The sequence below is a fragment of the Streptomyces sp. NPDC020362 genome, assembly GCF_040642095.1.
Taxonomy (GTDB): Bacteria; Actinomycetota; Actinomycetes; order Streptomycetales; family Streptomycetaceae; genus Streptomyces.
In genome coordinates this window covers 1-18,078 of the sequence record NZ_JBFAET010000011.1, presented here as the reverse complement: position 1 = coordinate 18,078, position 18,078 = coordinate 1, and the positions used below count along the sequence as shown (strand labels likewise).

Here is an 18,078-nt window from a genome sequence, read left to right as displayed (position 1 = left end):
ACCCGGCGGACGCCGAGACCCCCTACGCCGGAGCCATCATCAGGAGCGGCCGGGCCCGCTCCCGCAGCTCCACCACCCGCGGCTCGTCCCCGTAGGGCTCCAGCCGATGCAGAAGATCCTTCACGTACTCCGTGGTCCGGGCAGAGGAGATCCGTCCGGCCACCTCCACGGCCCGCACCCCTTGCTCACAGGCCGCATCGAGGTTCCCCGACTCCAGCTCGGCGACGGCGGAGACCACCAACCGCAGCCCGTGCGACCGCACGAACTCCTCCGTCGGCTTCGACAACGCCTGCTCGGTGAACCGCCGCACCTGCCGCGGCGCCTTCAGATCGCGGTAGCACTCCGCCGCATCGGCGGCAAACCGGTCGTATCCATAAAAACCAAGCCAAGAGGGGTCGTTGTCACCTTCCCTGGACCGCTCCAGCCAGCCCTCGGCCGCTTTCAGTGCCGTGCCGGCGGCCTGTGCGTCCCCCGCGCGCGCGTGCGCCCGGGCCTCGATCAGCCGGAAGAAACTCATGGTGCGCGCGGTCGCCAGTCCCCGGTTGCGCTCCAGGGCGGCCTGCGCGAGATCCACACCCTCGTCGCCGAAGCCCCGGTACGTCGCCTGCAGGGACATGGAGGCCAGCACGTACCCCCCGAGAGGGACGTCCGCGGCCGCGCGCGCGAGCCGCAGCGCCTGGATGTAGTACCGCTGCGCGGCCTCCTGCTGACCGGTGTCGAAGGCCATCCAGCCGGCCAGCCGGGTGAGTTCCGCGGTGGCCCCGAACAGGGCGCGGCCCACCTCGTCGGAGTACGAGCCGAGCAGCAGCGGCGCCGCCTCCACCCGCAGGCACTCCGGCACCATGGACGAACGCCAGTCGCCGCCTCCGTATTTGGAGTCCCAGCGCCTGGCGTCCTCGGCGGCCTCCTGCAGCTTCTGCACATCGCTGTGGCCGACTTTGATCGGTGCGCCGGCGTCCTCGGCGGAGTTCGCCTCCCGCGCGACCGAGCTGTCGGCGGGGGTTATCAGCCATCGCGAGGCGGGCGTTGCGTATGCGCTCACTGCGAACGACCCGGCGAGCGACTGCCAGATGCCGCCGGAGCCGGCCCGGCGCCCGGCGAGGTCGAGCCGGTACAGCTCGGTGGCCGACTTCACCGCCTGTCCTACGTCTCTGGGGAAGGCGAGGCCCACTTCCGGGGCGGGATCCGCATCCGCCAGGCCGATCTCGTGGAGCGGCACCGGGCGGCCGAGCTTCTGGCCGATGGCGGCCGCGATGAGGTGCGGCGCCGCTCCCTGCGGCACCATCCCCTTGGACACCCAGCGCGCCACCGAGGTCTTGTCGTAGCGAAGAGTCAACCCGCGTTGGGCGCCAAGGTCGTTGACGCGTCGCGCGAGTCCTGCGTTGCTGATTCCCGCGAGGGCGAGAACGGTGCCGAGTTTGTCGTTCGGCCCGCGTTGCTCCCTGGACATGCGTCACCCCTCGACACAGACGGCTGCCGCGCTGGCATAACCGTGCGGCATTCGTAAACCCAGCGTAGTTCGCCGCATCCCAAGCGTTAAGGGGCATTGTTCCGGATGGCGGGATTGTGGTCCGTACGGAAGTACGGCCCTGTACGCACCGTGCACACGCTGTCGTCTCGTGCCCCCGCCCGTGTGGCCGTGCGCCCGTCCGTGCGCTCTTCTCCGGCCATCGGGGGAGCGGTTCCATGGCTCTTGCGTGGGTCGGCCCGCTGTACTGGATCCAGCGGGCTGGGGGACACCGCCACCTTCATCCCCGCGGGTGGCGGACCGGTCCGGGAGGCGATGCCCGCCTCCCGGACTGTGCGCGTACCGACGCCCGTCCGCCTTCCGCAGGCCTGTACGGAGCGTGCTCAATTCTGGGCGGCCGTCCATGAATTGGCCGAAAATCGCCCCCGCCGTTCGCGGGCGATGTCTGCTCCCACCACGGAACTTGAGGGCGCGAAGGGCGTTTTGCGGGAGCGCATCGGGGGCGCATTCGCGTCGCACCCGTCGTACGGCTTCCGCGGACCCGGCTCGCCCTCACCCTGCACCCGCCGTGCACGGTACGGCCGTTCGCCTGCCCCTCCCGCACCGCCCTCCCCCGCCGTCTCCCGGACCGCCTCCCCGGGTTTCCCCGATCGAAGGCCGCGTCACCGCCCCTCCAGGGCGCGTCCTTCATGGCAGCATGGGGATCCGGTTCGTACGGTGCACTGTTGTCCACAGCCTGTGGAGGCGTCGATGCGGTGGTTGGTGGGTTGGAGCAGCACCGCCGCGGGCGCCGCGATCGGCTCCGCGGGTGCCACCGGATACGACGGCGAGACCCTGCACCCCGTCGGCTCCCAGCTCCTGTGGGGCGACCCCGATCCCCTGTGGGCCGTCGGCGACTGGCGCCCGGACGAGGTGCGCGTGGTGAACGCCGACGCGCAGAACCGGATCGCCGTCCTCGGCACCTGCGGCGCCTCCGACGAGGAGCTGCGGCGCGGCCTGTTCACCGCGCGCGGGGGCGCACTGCGCCATCTGACGGCCTGGTCCGGCAGCTACACGGCCGTCGTCCAGGTGGGCCGCCGCCTCACCGTCTGCGGCGATCTCGCGGGCGCCCGCCCGGTGTTCCACACCCCCTGGGCCGGCGGTACGGCCTTCGCCACGGCCGCGCTGCCGCTCGCGGACCTGGTCGAGGCCAACCTCGACTTCGCGCATCTCGCCGCCCTGCTCGCCGCCCCCGAGGTGCCGGCCGCGCTGCGCGACACCACCCCGTACGACGGCGTGCGGCGCATTCCGCCGGGGCACGCGCTCGTCCTGCGCGCAGGAGCACGAGAGATCGCCGGGTACGAGCCGGTCGCCTCCCTCGCCGTGGCCGCGCCCCCGGCCGACCCCGACCGTGCGGTGGACGCCGTACGGGACGCCCTCGTCGAGGCGGTCCGCGCGCGACTGTCCGCTCCCCGGCACGTGCCCGACCTCGACCCCGGGCCGGTGCCCGGTATGGGCCCCGCCGAGCGGCGGGCCGCGCGCGGGATGCCGGTGCCGGGGATCGGCGCCGACCTGTCCGGCGGTCCGGCCTCCGGCACGCTGGCGCTGCTGGCCGCCGGACTTCCGGGCAGACCGGGCACGCTGCTGGGCCACGGCACCGGCGCGGGGGAGCGGCTGCTCGCCGTCACCTTCAACGACCTGGCCGTCAGCGGCCGCGAGGCCGAGGTGGAGCGGGCCGGAACCCTCGCCGCCAACCCGCGCCTGCACCACGTGGTGGTGACCGGAGGCGAGGAGACCCTGCCGTTCGCCGACCTCGACGGTCCCCTCACCGACGAACCGGGCCCCTCGCTGGTCACGGCGGCCCGCCACCGTGCCCGGCTCGCCGCCGGCAGCGCCGACCACTTCACCGGCCACGGTGCCCGACAGGTCCTGGACGCCCACCCCGCCCGTCTCGCGGACCTCCTCATGGACCGCAAACGGCGCCACCTGGTCCGGCCGGTCGCGGCCCTCGCGCGGGCCGACGGCTCGGTGATGGTCCCCGCGCGCGTGTACGGCGCGGCGCGGCGCCTGGCACGCACCCCGTACCGGGCGGGTCTGGAGCTGCTCGCCGAGCGGCTGATGCGGCGCCGCTTCGACGACCCCGAGGGGGCGGTCGGCGCCTCCCTCGCCGGGCTGGCCTGGGCGAGACCCGGGCCGGCGGCGCGCTGGCTGACCGGGGAGGCACTGGCTGAAGTATCGGTTCTGCTCCAGAGCGAGGCGGACCGCTCGGCAGGGGGCTCCGGACAGCGCCCCGGTGAGTTCCGCGCGCGTGCGGTCCTCGCCCGGTCCGCCGCCGATCTCCGCGTCCTGGAACAGGCCGCCGAGATCCGCTCCCAGCGCCTGCACGCGCCCTTCCTGGACAACCAGGTCGTCCGCGCCTGCCGTGCCCTCCCCGAGGCCCTGCGGGTCCAGCCCGGCGCCCGCTCCGCCGTCCTGCGCACGGTTCTGGAGGGCGCCGGCGTCACCGACCTCCCGCCCGGCTGGGGCGCCCCGTCCCACGCCTCCTCCGCGGCGGCCACGCGCGCGGGTCTGCGGGTGGCCTCCGACTCCCTCGTCGACCTCTTCGCCACGCCCCTCCTCGCCGAGGCCGGCCTCGTCGAGGCCCGGGTGGTCCGCAAGGCCCTCCGCTCCGCGGCGGCCGGCGAACCCCTTCCCCTCGACGGCCTCGCCGAACTGGTCTCGCTCGAACTCTGGCTCGGCCGCCTCCTGGCCCGCCGGGGCACCTGCTGGACCGGCACGCCCGCACGCGCGCGTGCGGTGCCGGCGGGGATCCCGCCGCGCAGGGGGGTACTGGGTGCGGGGGCCGCGGGGGCCGCGGGAACCGCCGGGGCCGCGGGGCTCAGCGGGTAGGCCGACCCGCCGGGGCTGTACCGGGCGCGTGGTGCGGGGGGTTCGGTGGCTCTGCCTGGACGGTTCCGCTGCTTCGGACGGTTCCTCGGCGCAGCCCGTGCGGTCGTTCCGCCCTGCCCGGGCATCCGTCCCGGGCAGGGTCGACGCACAACCCCCGTGCCTGTGTCCATGCGTCCGGGGACAATGTCCCGGTGCGGTACAGAATCCTGGGCGTCACCCAGGCGGAGGACGACCAGGGGGCCGTCATACCCCTCGGCGGCCCACGCGTGCGCGCCCTGCTCGCCGCACTGGCGCTGCGGCCCGGGCGCGTCACCGCCCCGCAGTCCCTGATCGACGAAGTCTGGGCGGACGATCCGCCCCAGGACGCCCCGGCCGCCCTGCAGGCCCTGGTGGGCCGCCTGCGCCGCGCCCTCGGCAAGGACACCGTGATCTCCGGACCCGGCGGCTACCGCCTCGCCGCCGTCGAAGACCGCGTGGACCTCTTCGTCTTCGAGTCCCTGGTCCGTGCGGCCCGGGCGGCGCTGGACCGTGGCGACGTTTGGGCCGCGGCCCGCGACCTGGACGAGGCACTCGCCCTGTGGAACGGCCCCGCCCTCGCCGACCTCCCGGACCGCACCGCCGCCGCCCGCCCGGACGCTCTGCGTCTGGAGGCGGTCCGGGGCCGTGCCGAGGCCCGCCTGCGACTCGGCCGAGCCGAGGACGCCGTACCGGAACTGACGGAACTGACGGCGGCCCACCCCTACGACGAGTCCCTGCACGCCCTGCTCATCCGCGCCCTGCGCGACACCGGCCGCTCAGCCGACGCCCTCGCCGCGTACGAGTCCGCCCGCCGCATCCTCGCCGACGCCTTCGGCACCGACCCCGGCCCGGAACTCCAGGCCCTGCACACCTCGTTGCTCAAGCAGGAGCCGCCGCCCGCCGCCGCCCCGGCCGCAGCGGCTCCGTACGCCGCCCGGCCCCCGGAGCGGACGGGCAACCTCCGCCCCCGCCTGACCTCCTTCGTCGGCCGGGAACCCGAACTCGACGCCATTCGTTCCGACTTGCACAGGGCCCGCCTGGTCACCCTCACCGGACCGGGCGGCTCCGGAAAGACCCGCCTCGCCGAGGAGGCCGCCGCCGGGCTGCCCCAGGCCTGGCTGGCCGAGCTGGCCCCGCTCGACCGGCCCGAGGCGGTGCCCGGCGCGGTGGTCAGCGCGCTCGGTCTGCGCGAGACCGCGCTGCTGACCAACGACCTGGGGGCGACGCAGGCCGACCCCACGGCCCTGCTGATCGAGTACTGCGCACCGCGCAGCCGTCTCCTGATCCTTGACAACTGCGAGCATGTCATCGACGCGGCCGCCGCCCTCGCCGAGACTCTCCTCACCCACTGCCCGGGGCTCACGATCCTCGCCACCAGCCGTGAACCCCTGGGGGTCCCCGGTGAGTCGGTGCGTCCGGTCGAGCCCCTCGTCCCCGAGCAGGCGCACCGCCTCTTCGAGGAGCGCGCGCAGGCCGTCCGCCCCGATGCCGGCGCGGTGCTCCGCGACACCGAGGCAGTGGCGGAGATCTGCCGCCGCCTGGACGGGCTGCCCCTCGCCATCGAGCTGGCCGCGGCCCGGCTCAGGCTGCTGACCCCGAGGCAGATCGCCGACCGGCTGGACGACCGCTTCCGCCTGCTCACCTCCGGAAGCCGCACGGTCCTGCCCCGCCAGCAGACCCTGCGCGCCGTGGTCGACTGGTCCTGGGACCTGATGGACGAGCAGGAGCGGACGGTGCTGCGCGAGGTGTCGGTGTTCGCCGGCGGCTGGGACCTCGCGGCGGCCGAGGCCGTGTGCACCGGCCCGGCGGCGGACCTGATCGGCGCACTCGTGGACAAGTCCCTGGTCGTGGCCGATCCGGACGGCCCCGCCGACCCGGACAATCCCCATGGCCCGGACAGCCCCAACAACCCCCACGGCCCGGACGGTCCGAACCATCCCGACGGCCCGAGCCGCCCGGACGGCGACGACGGCTCCGGCAGCACCAGGGGCATGCGGTACCGCATGCTGGAGACCATCCACGAGTACGCCAACGAACGCGCGACCGAGACCCCCGAACTGCGCGCGGCGGCCGAGCGGCGCCACCGTGCCTGGGCGTGCGCACTGGCCGAAGAGGCCGACCCCCGGCTGCGGTCCGCGGCCCAGCTGCCCTGGATCTCCCGCCTGGAGAGCGAACACGACAACATCCGTGCGGCCCTCGACCGCGCGGTCCGGGCCGGCGAGGAGGCGCAGGCGGCCGCGATCGCCCTGGCCATGGGCTGGTTCTGGTGGCTGCGCAACCACCGCCACGAGGCGGTGCGGTGGGTGCGCCTGGTGCTGCGCCTGGGCGTCGCCCTGGACTCCCTGCCCGGCGGCGCTGAGACCGACGTCCTGCTGGCGGCGACGGATTCGGCCGATCCGGTCGCCGCCTTCCTCGCCGCCCCTGACGGCGAGGAAGGCCATCAGCTGCGGGAGCAGCGCATGGACCTGCGGATGCTCGAACTCTTCATGATCTCGGAGTCGAGCCCCGAGCAGTTCGCGGCCGACGAGCGGACTCCCGGTTACCTCGCGCGCGTGCGCGCCGCCTACGAGCACGGTGGTCCGCGGGCCGCTCGCCTGCCGGGCATCATCTGGCCGCTGACCGCCTACTACCTGGGCGACTCGGCGAGCGACGTGGGACCGGACATGGCCGCGGCGCTCGCCAACTGCCGTCGGTACGGCGGGGACTGGGAGGTCGGCGTCTCCCTGATGTACCGCACCCACGTGGTCGTCGATTCACCGGGCAACCTGCAGGGTGTGGACGAGGACCTGGCACAGCTGCGGATCCTCAGCCGCCGCGTCGGGGACCGCTGGATGCGGGCGCAGGTGTGCAGCGCGGCCGGCGAGGCCGACATGGCCCGCGGCAGGTTCGAGGAGGCACGCGGCGAGTACGAGGAGGCGCTGCGCCTCGCCCACGAGGTGGGTGCCCACGCCGAGTCCCCGTTCCTGATGGCACGCCTTGCGGAGATCGCCTACCGCTCCGGCGACCGCGAGGCCGCCCTGGCCGCCCTGAACGAGGCGGGCACGGCCGCCGACCGGTACGGACTGGCCGAGTCCCGGGCGTTCGTCCTGATGATGCGGGCCCACCTCGCCCATGACGACGGGGACATCGCCCGCGCGCGTGAGCTGTACGAGGCGACCTGTGTGGCGGCGGCGGGAGGCACCCCGCCCCCGCAGTTCGCGGCCGCCCTGCGCGTGGTGGAGGCCCGGATCACGGCCGCCGAGTCCGGCCCCGGACACGCCCTGCCGATCGTGGCCGAGGCACTGCGCGAGGCGATGGATCGGCGCTGCGCCGAGGCGATCACCGCGAGCCTGGTGGACACAGGCGCCGATCTGCTCGCCCGGCTCGGCGATCTGCCGGGGGCGGTACGGCTGTTCACGGCCGCCGACCACTGGCGCGGCGGCCACCCGCGCCCCGAGCCTGAGCGGACCCAGGCCGAAAAGATCGACACCGAGGCCCGTGCGGTGCTGTCCCCGGACCGCTACGCGGCCGAGCGCACCCGGGGCGCTGCCCTCGGCCCGGAGGAGGTTCTCCGGCACCTGGAGCGGACGGCGCCCGCCCCGGGACGGTGAACCGGGTCAGCGGCAGGTGAACCTGGACCGGGCCCAGTCCGCCAGCGCCACCTGGTCGAAGACCTTGTTGTGCGGTTCCACGACGAGCCGTACGGTTCTGCGCCCGGTCAGGTCCACATGGACGGGCACGGCCGAGTTCCCGCCCCTGACGGTCCCGGACTTCCACAGCCGGACCCCGTCGGCGTAGACGGAGAAGGAGACCTTGCCGAGCCCGAGGGCCAGGTCGTCCACGCCGGCCAGCGCGTCGTAGGCGGTGCACTGGCGGTTGAGGTCGATGGTGACCGAGGACTCGCCGTGGACGGTGACACCGGGCGCGTATCGCCGGCCGCCGATCGACATGTCGTACCGCTGCCACACCCAGCTGCTCTCTCCCAGTCGCATCTCGGGCTCGGTGCCGTCGCCGCCGACGTCGTAGTGCAGGTCGCTCCACTCGTAGACGACGGGAACGGGCGGGGGCGTGGGCGCCGGAGTGGGGGTGGGGGTGGGAGTCGGCGTGGGCCTCGGCTTCGGGGTGGGTGTGGGGGTCGGTGTCGGGGCCGGGGTGGGCTCGGAACTGGGTCTGGGAGCCGGTGTGGGCGTGGGCGCGGGCGTTGCAGTAGGGCTCGGCGTCGGGGCCGGCTGCGGGGCCAGGGCCACCGGCTTCGGAGCGGGCTTCTTCTTCGCCGGCGGCGCGGGGCTCGGCGCCTTCGGCCGGACGAGCGGCGCGGACGGCGACGGCTTGGCCACCTCCTTGGCCGGGTGGCTGTCGTTCACCAGCGCCAGGGTCACCACGGCGGCCGCCACCGCGACCACACCGGTGGCGATCCCGGCCTTCACCGGCGCCCCGAGTCCCTCCGAGGCCACCGAGCCACCACTGCTACCACCGGCGCCACCACTGGCACCGGCACTGCCACCACTGGCACCGGCACCACCAGCACTCGCGGAGGACCCGCCGGCCGTGGCCGCCGCACCGGCGGCGCCCACCCCGGCTCCGCCCGCGATGATCCCGAGCGCCTTTGCATACCCGGCCGCCCCGAACCAGCCGATGACCGCGACCGGCACGATCGCGGGGATGCCGCTCGCGACCTCCTCGATCTGTGCGGCCGCCAGCCGGCACCTGGCGCACTCGTCCAGGTGTTTGCGCAGGCCTCGTTCGGCGCGGATGCGCAGCTTGCGGCGGGCGTAGGTGCCGAGCTGGTCGGCGTAGCGGGCGCACTCCTCGTCGCCGGCCAGGGAGGCGCTCACATGGGCCTGCAGATAGGCCTGCTTCAGCCCCTCGCGGGCGCGGCTCGCCAGCACCCGGGTGCCGTTGGCGTCCAGCCCGAACAGGACGGCCACCTCGCTCGGCGACTCGTCCTCCACCTCGGTGTGCCACAGTACGGCCTGCCAGCGCTCGGGCAGCGAGCGGAAGGCCTGCATCGCCATGGACTGCTCGGCCTCGTGCAGGGCGCGTACATCGGCGCCCAGGTCCAGGCCCGCTCCGAAGGGGCCCATGGATGTTTTGTCGTCGGGCACCTCGGAGGCGCGCGAGGTCTGCTGGGCGAAGACCGCGAAGTCGTCCACGAGCTGCTCGCGCCTGGCGGACCTGGTCCAGTGCGCGGCGACGCGCCGCACCGAGGTCAGCAGATAGGCGCGGACGGCGTACTCGGGTCCCGACCCGCCGCGCACGGCCTGGAGCATGCGGGCGAAGACCTCGGCGGTCAGGTCGTCGGCGGTGTGCCCGTCACGGCAGCAGGTTCGCGCATACCGGCGCACCGCATCCGCATGGCGCCGGTACAGCTCCTCGTAGGCGGAGTCGTCACCGGCCCGCATCCGTTCGATCAACTGGCCGTCGGCGGGAGGCGTCTCCCGGCGCGGCGGCAGCGCACTGCCGTCACGCTGAGCGGGCACACTTCTGTCGTGAGGGGGCACACTGCTCTCGCCCGGCTCGTCCGCCGGGGACACCGAAGCCCGCCCGCCCTGGCTCGGCACCTGCGGCGAGGTCAGCCCGCCGGATTCCGTGTCACCGTCACCGCGCGACTCGTCCCACCCGTCAACGCTCATCGCGGAAAGCCCCCGACGCCGCCCCAGCCCAACCCGTCACCGGCTCAGGGTGCCACATTGTCTTTCGTTCAAGTACCGTCCCTGCACCCATCCACCCGTCCGAGCGGACTTGCCACCGTCGCAGCCCGAACATCCCCCGAACGAGAAGCACCCACCAAGCCCGAAGCTCGGCGAGGCCCGCAGGGATCACCGGCCCGCGCCCGCGCGAGCCGACCGACGCCCAACCCGTACACGCCGAAGACGCGCGCCCAACCCGCACACACAGAAGGGGACAAGAGCCCTGCAGGGCCACTCGCCTCCGCGCCCACGAGCCGGCTGGATCCTTCCTGGCTCGCGCTCGCGTCTTAGGCGGCAGGCCCCTACAGGGTCACTCGCCCCCGCAGGGGCGAGCCAACCCCACCCCGGCCCGCAGCCGACAACGGCGAGACCCCCCACGGGGGCCACCCGCACCCGACCGTGAAAGCTGCACGGGGGCGCGGGTGGGAAAGTCACCGCTGCCGAAGGCGAGGCCGAGGCACACTCACGCCGGCCGGGACCTGAGCCCCTCCAGCAGAATGTCCAGCAGCCGAGCCGAAGCCGCAGCCTGCTGCGCCGCATCCGGCAGGGACGGCGCCGCCGTGGCGATCACCAGCAGCACGTCCGCCACGGACACATCCGCCCGCAGCTCCCCCGCCGCCCGGGCCCGCTCCACCAACTGCCCCACCACGTCGAGCAGCGCAGCGGTCCCCGTGTCGTCCGTGTCTGCGACCACAACCGCAGGCACGGCCGCGGCCGGAGCCGGGGACACGACCGCAGTCGAGTCGGACACCAACCGCAGCTCGCCGGCACCAGCCCCCGGCTGGGACCGCTGCTGAGGCACCCGGGTCCCTTCGCCCGACTCGGCGGAGCCCACTGCGGGAGAGTCGTCGGAGCCGTCCTCGGCGACCCCGACCCGCAGCACCTGCGGCGGCAGCAACCGCCCCGCCCCCGACGCCACGGACGTCCGCAGGAACCGGGACAGCGCCGACCACGGCTCGTCCTCCTGCCCGAGCGCGCTCCGCGCCTGCTCGGTCAGCCGCGCGGTCTCCTCCTCGGCTATCCGCCGGACCAGCACGTCCTTGCTCGGAAAGCGCCGGTACACCGTGCCGACACCGACCCGCGCCCGCCGTGCCACGTCCTCCATCGGCGCGCCGTACCCCAGCTCGCCGAACACTTCACGCGCCGCACGCAGCACGTGTTCCAGATTGCGCTGTGCATCCACGCGCAGCGGTGCCGTACGCGCCCCGTCCGCGCGTCCGTTGCCCACTGCCGCGCTCACCGTTCCGCCACCGGACGCGACGGCGGCTGTCGATGACCAATGCGTGTCCTGAACATGCATGTGTTTCCCCCGGTAATGACGTCTCCCCCCGGAGACTCCCCGCCACTGATTCCGGAGTGCTCGGAACTGGCATCGGTCCACGAGCGGGACCGCCCGTCGCGGACCCGTTCGGCCACATTCCCTACACCCCGTCGACACACGAACATAGTTGAGAGGAAGTCAATTCAGAAGGGGCAGGTTCCGTACAGAGCGCCCCTCGATCGGAGTACGGGTCATTTATGTCCGGATTACATACCTTCGCACCCTCCCGCCCGCCCCCGCTGACCTGCCCGCTTTCTCCCCACCCCCGCGGCGCATCCGACCCTGCGCACACCCGCTCGCCGGTCACACAAATTGCCGGGGCTGTGGACAAACAACTGCGCCGGGTGCGTCATGGGATGGTGAAGGAACGTGCGCGCATTCTCGTTGTCGGCGGCGGCTACGTCGGGATGTACACGGCCCTGCGCCTTCAGCGGCGGCTGAAGCGGGAGCTCAGGCAGGGGGAGGCGGAGATCACCGTCGTCACCCCCGACCCTTACATGACGTATCAGCCGTTCCTCCCCGAAGCGGCCGCCGGTTCGATCTCCCCTCGTCACGTCGTCGTGCCACTGCGCCGGGTCCTGGACCGGTGCCACGTCGTCGTCGGCGAGGTGACCTCCATCGACCACGAGGTGCGCACCGCCGCCGTCACCACCCTCGCCACCGCCGAGGAGGGCAAGGCCGCCGAACTCCTCGGCTACGACGAACTCGTCCTCGCCCCCGGCTCGGTCTCCCGCACGCTGCCCATCCCCGGCCTCGCCGAGTACGGCATCGGCTTCAAGACCGTCGAAGAGGCCATCGGCCTGCGCAACCACGTCATCGAGCAGATGGACATCGCCTCCTCCACCCGCGATCCGGCCATCCGCGACGCCGCCCTCACCTTCGTCTTCGTCGGCGGCGGCTACGCGGGAGTCGAGGCACTCGGCGAACTGGAGGACATGGCCCGCTACACCGCGCGCTACTACCACAACGTCCGCCCCGAGGACCTGAAGTGGATCCTCGTGGAGGCCTCCGGCCGCATCCTTCCGGAGGTCGGCGAGGAGATGGGCCGCTACACCGTCACCCAGCTGCGCCGCCGCAACATCCAGGTCCTGCTCGGCACCCGCCTGGACTCCTGCGTGGACCGCGTCGCCGTCCTCAGCGACGGCCAGCGCTTCCCGACCCGTACGCTCGTGTGGACCGCCGGCGTCAAACCCCACCCCCTGCTCGCCGCCACCGACCTGCCCCTCACCGCGCGCGGCCGCCTGAAGTGCACCGCCGAGCTGACCGTCGACGGCGCCCCGCACGCGTGGGCCGCGGGCGACGCCGCCGCCGTCCCCGACGTCACCGCCGCCGAGCCCGGCACCGACACCGCCCCCAACGCCCAGCACGCGGTCCGCCAGGCCAAGGTCCTCGGCGACAACATCGTCCACGCGCTGCGCGGCGAGCCCCTGGAGACGTACGCGCACGCATACGTCGGCTCCGTCGCCTCCCTGGGCCTGCACAAGGGCGTCGCCCAGATCGGCGGGCGCAAGCTGAAGGGCTACCCTGCCTGGTTCATGCACCGCGTCTACCACCTCAGCAGGGTGCCCACCTTCAACCGCAAGGCCCGGGTCCTGGCGGAATGGACCCTGGCCGGGCTCTTCAAACGGGAGATCGTCTCGCTCGGTTCACTCGAACATCCCCGAGCGGAGTTCGAACTCGCGGCCGGTGGAAAGCCTCCTCACAGCCCCTCCGACGACCCGAAGGGGTCGTCCTGACCGGACCCAGGAACTCCACGGCCCGCCCCGGCGTCTGACGGATATCGCCACGGACGGCCACCTGCCAGACTGCCCCACGTCCTTGGACGGGAACCTGCCCGCCCTCAGCACCCACGAGGCTTTCCCCACTGTGAACTTCACGCGCTGGAGCGCCCGGCTCCCCGGAACGCAGCGCCGCGCCGCAGCGCGGACCGAGACCGCGGTCTCCCCGGACCGGAGGGGCGAAGGCTCCGTACCCGCGGCTCGCGCCGAGCAGCAGGCCGACGGGACACCGCCGTCCACGCCCGCCGTCGACGAACTGCCCGTGCGCGACGTCCTCGACCGCGTCCCGGCCCTCGTCGCCCTCGTCCACGGGCCCGACCACCACATCGCCTACGTCAACGACGCCTATGCCGCGGCCTTCGGCGCACGACCCCCGGGCGCACCGGCCCGCGAGGCCCTCCCGGAACTCGCCGAACTGGGACTCCTGCCCCTCCTCGACCAGGTGCTGCGCAGCGGCAAGCCCCGCACGCTCAAGTCCCGCAAGGCCGTCGACGGCCGCTCCTACACCTTCACCTGCACCCCGGTGGCCGAGGACGGCGAGCGCGGCGGCGGCGCCGTTCTCGTCTTCGCCACCGACGTCACCGACCACGCGGAGGCCGCCGAACGGCTGCGCGCCAGCGAGCGACGCCAGCGCGAGACCGCCGTCACCCTCCAGCGCTCCCTGCTCCCCCAGGAACTCGAACAGCCGGACGACCTCCGGATCGCCGCCACCTACCAGCCCGGCGGCACGGAGGCCGCCGTCGGCGGCGACTGGTACGACGTGATCACCCTCGGCGGCGGCCGGACGGCGCTCGTGATCGGCGACGTCATGGGCCGAGGCGTCCGCGCGGCAGCCGTCATGGGCCAGCTCCGCACCGCCGTCCGCGCCTACGCCCGCCTCGACCTCCCCCCGCACGAGGTCCTGCAACTCCTCGACGGCCTCGCCACCGAGATCGACGCCAACCAGATCGCCACCTGCGCGTACGCCATCCACGACCCCAACGAGGGCCGCCTGGTGTACGCCTCCGCCGGCCATCTGCCGATCCTGGTGCGCGACGAGAACGGCACGGTCCAGCGCGCCGACGAACCCACCGGCCCGCCGCTCGGCACCGGCGGCTGGATGCACGCGTCGGGCTCCATCGCGCTGGGCCCCGGCTCCACGGCGGTCCTCTACACGGACGGCCTGGTCGAACGCCGCGACGAGGACCTCGACGAGGGCATCGCATCCCTGGAGCGCGCCCTGTCCGGCGCGACCGGCACCCCGCAGGTCGTCTGCGACCGCCTGGTCCGCTCGGCCGGCGTCACCGCCGACCACGACGACGACGTCGCCGTCCTCGTCCTCCAGCACCCCGCCCGTACGGGCCCCGAGGGGGACCTCTTCCGCAACGCGGCCCTGGAACTCCTCGGTGGCGTGGAGGCGGCGCCCCGCGCCCGCGCCTTCGCCTCCGGCGTCCTGACCAGCTGGCGCTTCCCCGCCGACCTGCACGACCTGGGCGTCCTGGCCACCAGCGAGCTGGTCGCGAACAGCCTCCAGCACGGCACCCCACCCATGCGCCTGCGCCTGCGCCGCACCGACCGCCGCCTGATCATCGAGGTGACCGACGGCGACGACCACCTGCCGCGCCGCCGCCGCGCGGAACCGGGCGACGAGTCGGGGAGGGGGATCGCCATCGTGGCGACCATCGCCTCCCACTGGGGTTCGAGAAGGACACCGGGCGGCGGGAAAGCGGTGTGGTGCGAATTTCTGCTGCCGAAGGGGTAGGCGCCGTGGGGTTGGGCGTCGTGGGGTTGGGCGCCGTGGGGTTGGGTGCCGTAGGGCCGAGGGGTGTTTGCCGAGCGCGGGCGCGTGGGGGCTGGCCGCACAGTTCCCCGCGCCCCTTTTGGGGCGCTCCCGGCTGACTTGGCTGCGGGCAGTCGTGCCTCCCCGAGTGCCTCAAGGGCCTGGGGGACCCCAGGCGGCACGGTGGGCGCAGCGGTACCCCGCGAGCGCGGGCAAGCGACGCAACCCCCGGCCGGCCCGGGTGCCCTACGCCTCCGCGGCCACCGGCTCTGCAGGTGCCCCACCCCGGGCCACCACGCGGCTGCGCTGCGCGGCGACCCACGGCTGATCCTGCGCAACGGTGAGCCGCCGCCCCAGCCGCAGCGCCAGCACAGTGATCCCCAGCGAGAACAGCAGGAAGGTCACGACGTACGGCGCGTGCAGCGATGCCCCGAGCGGCCCGCCCACCGCCGGCCCCACAGCCAGCGCCAACTGCTTGACCAGCGCAAACGCAGAGTTGTACTGCCCGGCCATCCCCTCCGGCGCCAAATCGGCGACCAGCGGAGCAACCGTCGGCGACAACATCGCCTCACCCAGCCCGAACAGCGCGTACGTCGACACGAACGCCGCCGTCGCCATCTCCTGGCTGCCGTGCCCGAGCCCCGCGTATCCCGCCGCAAGCCAGGCGACGGCCCAGATCAGCCCCACACCGGCGATCACCCGGGTCCGCCGACGCCGCTCCACGAACTTCAGCACGGCGAACTGCGCGACGACGATCATCATCGTGTTCGCGGCCAGCGCCGTACCGAGCGCGGAGGTGGAGATCCCCGCGGCCTCGACGCCGTAGGCGCTCAGCCCCGACTCGAACTGCCCGTAGCAGGCGAAGAACATGACGAAGCCCAGCACACACAGCTGCACCATCGCCCGGTTCCCGAGCAGCTGCTTCCAGTTGCCCTTCGCCGAAGCGGCCGGCGCGTCACCCAGCTGCGGCGAGTGCGGCATCCGCACCGTCGCCATCACCACGACCAGCAGCAGGAACATCGCCGCCTCGATCGCGAACAGCAGAGTGAAGGAGGACGCCCGGGTCGTGTCGACGAGGTGGCCGCCGATGAGACCGCCGACGCCGAGCCCCAGGTTCTGCAGGAAGAACTGCATCGCGAACGCCCGCGACCGCGTCTCCGCCGACGAGCAGTCGACGATCATCGTCGCCAGCGCCGACTGCATCACCGCCTGCCCGGCCCCGAGGGCCGCGGCGGACAGCAGTACGGCGACGGCGTTGCCCGCCAGTCCGAGGCTCAGCGCGCCCAGCGCGGCGGTGACCAGGGCGGCGAGCAGGACCGGCAGAGGGCCACGCCGCACGATCGCCCGGCCGGCGAACGGCAGCACGATCAGCGCGGCCACGGCGAAGACAGCGAGCACGAGTCCCGCCGTCATGGCCCCCAGGTTCCGCACCTGCGCCACATAGACGTACAGGTAGGGGACCGTGAAGCCGAGCCCGAATGCGCTGAGTGCGTTGCCCACGTGGATCCGGCGCATCGCTGCGCCCATCGCCCTGGTCACGTTCACCTCTCTCACTAGTTAGGTGTGAAGACTTCAAAGCTAAAGTTCGAAGCTAAAGAGTACACATCGAAGGACTTCAAGGCAAAGTCGAGCCGTGCGATACTGCGGCCATGGCCGACACTCCCGGCGTCCCGGAGCCGACGCTCGAAGAACAGATCGCCGCCTACCAGCGCGAGTTCCATGACCTCGATCCCCAGGTCGAGAAGATCGTGTCGGCGCTGTCCCGGCTGAACCGCCGCATGAACGTCGCCTACGGCCGCCAGACCGCCGCCCTCGGCATCAGCAGCGCCGAGTGGGAGGTCCTCAAGGCACTCGTCCTCGCCGGAGCCCCGTACCGTCTGGGCCCCAGCGACCTCGCCAAGCGGCTCGGACTCACCCCCGCCGCCATGACTCACCGGATCGACCGCATGGTCGCCGAGGGCCTGGTCACCCGGGAGCGCGACGAGTCCAACCGGGTCCGGGTCATCGTCGAGCTGAATCCCGAGGGCCGTGAGAAGTGGCTGGAGGCGATGCGCCTCGCCACCGTCTTCGAGGAGGACCTGCTCCAGGACCTCACTCCCGCGGAGCGCACGGCGCTCGGCGAGGTGCTGACCCGGCTCCTGCGCCGTGTGGAGCACGCCCAGCCGGACGCCGGCGGTCGCCTCAGCGACCTGGACTGAGCTTCGGCCAGGTTCAGCAAAAAGATCTTGACAGGGGTGGTTGACACGCCTCGGCTCGATCCGTAAAGTTCTTCGGGTTGCCACGGAGCCGTAACGGTTCCTCGACAACAACTCCGCCGCCACGTGCGGCACTCCAACCACCAGCACGATCTCCCGATGGGATTGTTTTCGGCATGCCCGAATTCAATTCGAATAGGGACTCGGCGGCCCGATTGGGAATCGCCGGGCGGATCCGCTAAGGTTTGAGACGTCGGAACGGCCCAACGGCCCGGAAGGCAAACCCCCCTGACTGGGAGTCAGACGCCGAAAGGATCTGATAGAGTCGGAACCGCCGGAAAGGGAAACGCGAGAGCGGGAACCTGGAAAGCACCGAGGAAATCGGATCGAGAAAAGATCTGATAGAGTCGGAAACACCGAAGGGAAGCCCGGAGGAAAGCCCGAGAGGGTGAGTACAAAGGAAGCGACCGTTCCTTGAGAACTCAACAGCGTGCCAAAAATCAACGCCAGATATGTTGATACCCCGTCTCCAGCATCAGCTGGGACGAGGTTCCTTTGAAATAACACAGCGAGGACGCTGTGTGCGAGGGGATCATTCCTCCTCTCGCACCGCTCTCGTGGTGTTCATCCCGATTACGGGAAAACATTCACGGAGAGTTTGATCCTGGCTCAGGACGAACGCTGGCGGCGTGCTTAACACATGCAAGTCGAACGATGAAGCCCTTCGGGGTGGATTAGTGGCGAACGGGTGAGTAACACGTGGGCAATCTGCCCTTCACTCTGGGACAAGCCCTGGAAACGGGGTCTAATACCGGATATCACTCTCGCAGGCATCTGTGAGGGTCGAAAGCTCCGGCGGTGAAGGATGAGCCCGCGGCCTATCAGCTTGTTGGTGAGGTAATGGCTCACCAAGGCGACGACGGGTAGCCGGCCTGAGAGGGCGACCGGCCACACTGGGACTGAGACACGGCCCAGACTCCTACGGGAGGCAGCAGTGGGGAA

Annotated in this window: 9 protein-coding genes and 1 rRNA gene; 6 read left to right on the top strand and 4 right to left on the bottom strand. The window is 72.6% G+C overall.

The annotated features are described in order from the left end of the window. Window positions 1-22: 22 nt before the first annotated feature. Window positions 23-1,450, bottom strand: a complete 1,428-nt coding sequence (locus tag AB0H32_RS07395; protein WP_361115683.1) for an MFS transporter — start codon at window positions 1,448-1,450, stop codon at window positions 23-25. A 768-nt stretch (window positions 1,451-2,218) separates the two neighbouring features. Here AB0H32_RS07395 and AB0H32_RS07390 point away from each other — a divergent pair. Then, complete coding sequence (locus AB0H32_RS07390) at window positions 2,219-4,336, top strand: asparagine synthase-related protein (protein WP_361115680.1); 2,118 nt, start codon at window positions 2,219-2,221, stop codon at window positions 4,334-4,336. Between the two features lie 191 nt (window positions 4,337-4,527). Then, window positions 4,528-7,944, top strand: a complete 3,417-nt coding sequence (locus tag AB0H32_RS07385) for a BTAD domain-containing putative transcriptional regulator (protein ID WP_361115677.1) — start codon at window positions 4,528-4,530, stop codon at window positions 7,942-7,944. A gap of 6 nt (window positions 7,945-7,950) precedes the next feature. On the opposite strand, the gene AB0H32_RS07380 is transcribed toward AB0H32_RS07385, so the two are convergent. Both AB0H32_RS07380 and AB0H32_RS07375 read right to left on the bottom strand, forming a co-directional pair. After that, window positions 7,951-9,966, bottom strand: a complete 2,016-nt coding sequence (locus AB0H32_RS07380) for a sigma-70 family RNA polymerase sigma factor (protein WP_361115674.1) — start codon at window positions 9,964-9,966, stop codon at window positions 7,951-7,953. Window positions 9,967-10,486: 520 nt separating this feature from the next. After that, the gene (locus AB0H32_RS07375; RefSeq protein ID WP_361115671.1) at window positions 10,487-11,323 is read right to left on the bottom strand and encodes a helix-turn-helix domain-containing protein; all 837 of its coding nucleotides are present in this window, start codon (window positions 11,321-11,323) and stop codon (window positions 10,487-10,489) included. 377 nt (window positions 11,324-11,700) lie between these two features. Here AB0H32_RS07375 and AB0H32_RS07370 point away from each other — a divergent pair, with 377 nt between their 5' ends. Together AB0H32_RS07370 and AB0H32_RS07365 are read left to right on the top strand one after the other, a co-directional pair. Next, entirely contained in the window at window positions 11,701-13,080 is a 1,380-nt protein-coding gene (locus AB0H32_RS07370) for an NAD(P)/FAD-dependent oxidoreductase (RefSeq protein ID WP_361115668.1), read from the top strand. A gap of 130 nt (window positions 13,081-13,210) precedes the next feature. Continuing rightward, complete coding sequence (locus AB0H32_RS07365; RefSeq protein WP_361115889.1) at window positions 13,211-14,863, top strand: SpoIIE family protein phosphatase; 1,653 nt, start codon at window positions 13,211-13,213, stop codon at window positions 14,861-14,863. A gap of 264 nt (window positions 14,864-15,127) precedes the next feature. Here AB0H32_RS07365 and AB0H32_RS07360 read toward each other — a convergent pair whose 3' ends face one another. Then, on the bottom strand, window positions 15,128-16,420 hold the full coding sequence (locus tag AB0H32_RS07360; protein WP_361115665.1) for an MFS transporter: 1,293 nt from the start codon (window positions 16,418-16,420) through the stop codon (window positions 15,128-15,130). 110 nt (window positions 16,421-16,530) lie between these two features. Between AB0H32_RS07360 and AB0H32_RS07355 the strand changes: the two genes are divergently transcribed. Both AB0H32_RS07355 and AB0H32_RS07350 read left to right on the top strand, forming a co-directional pair. Continuing rightward, window positions 16,531-17,079 (top strand): MarR family transcriptional regulator, encoded by a 549-nt coding sequence (locus AB0H32_RS07355; protein ID WP_361115662.1) that lies wholly within the window; start codon window positions 16,531-16,533, stop codon window positions 17,077-17,079. A 643-nt stretch (window positions 17,080-17,722) separates the two neighbouring features. Next, window positions 17,723-18,078 (top strand): 16S ribosomal RNA (locus tag AB0H32_RS07350); the annotation flags it as partial.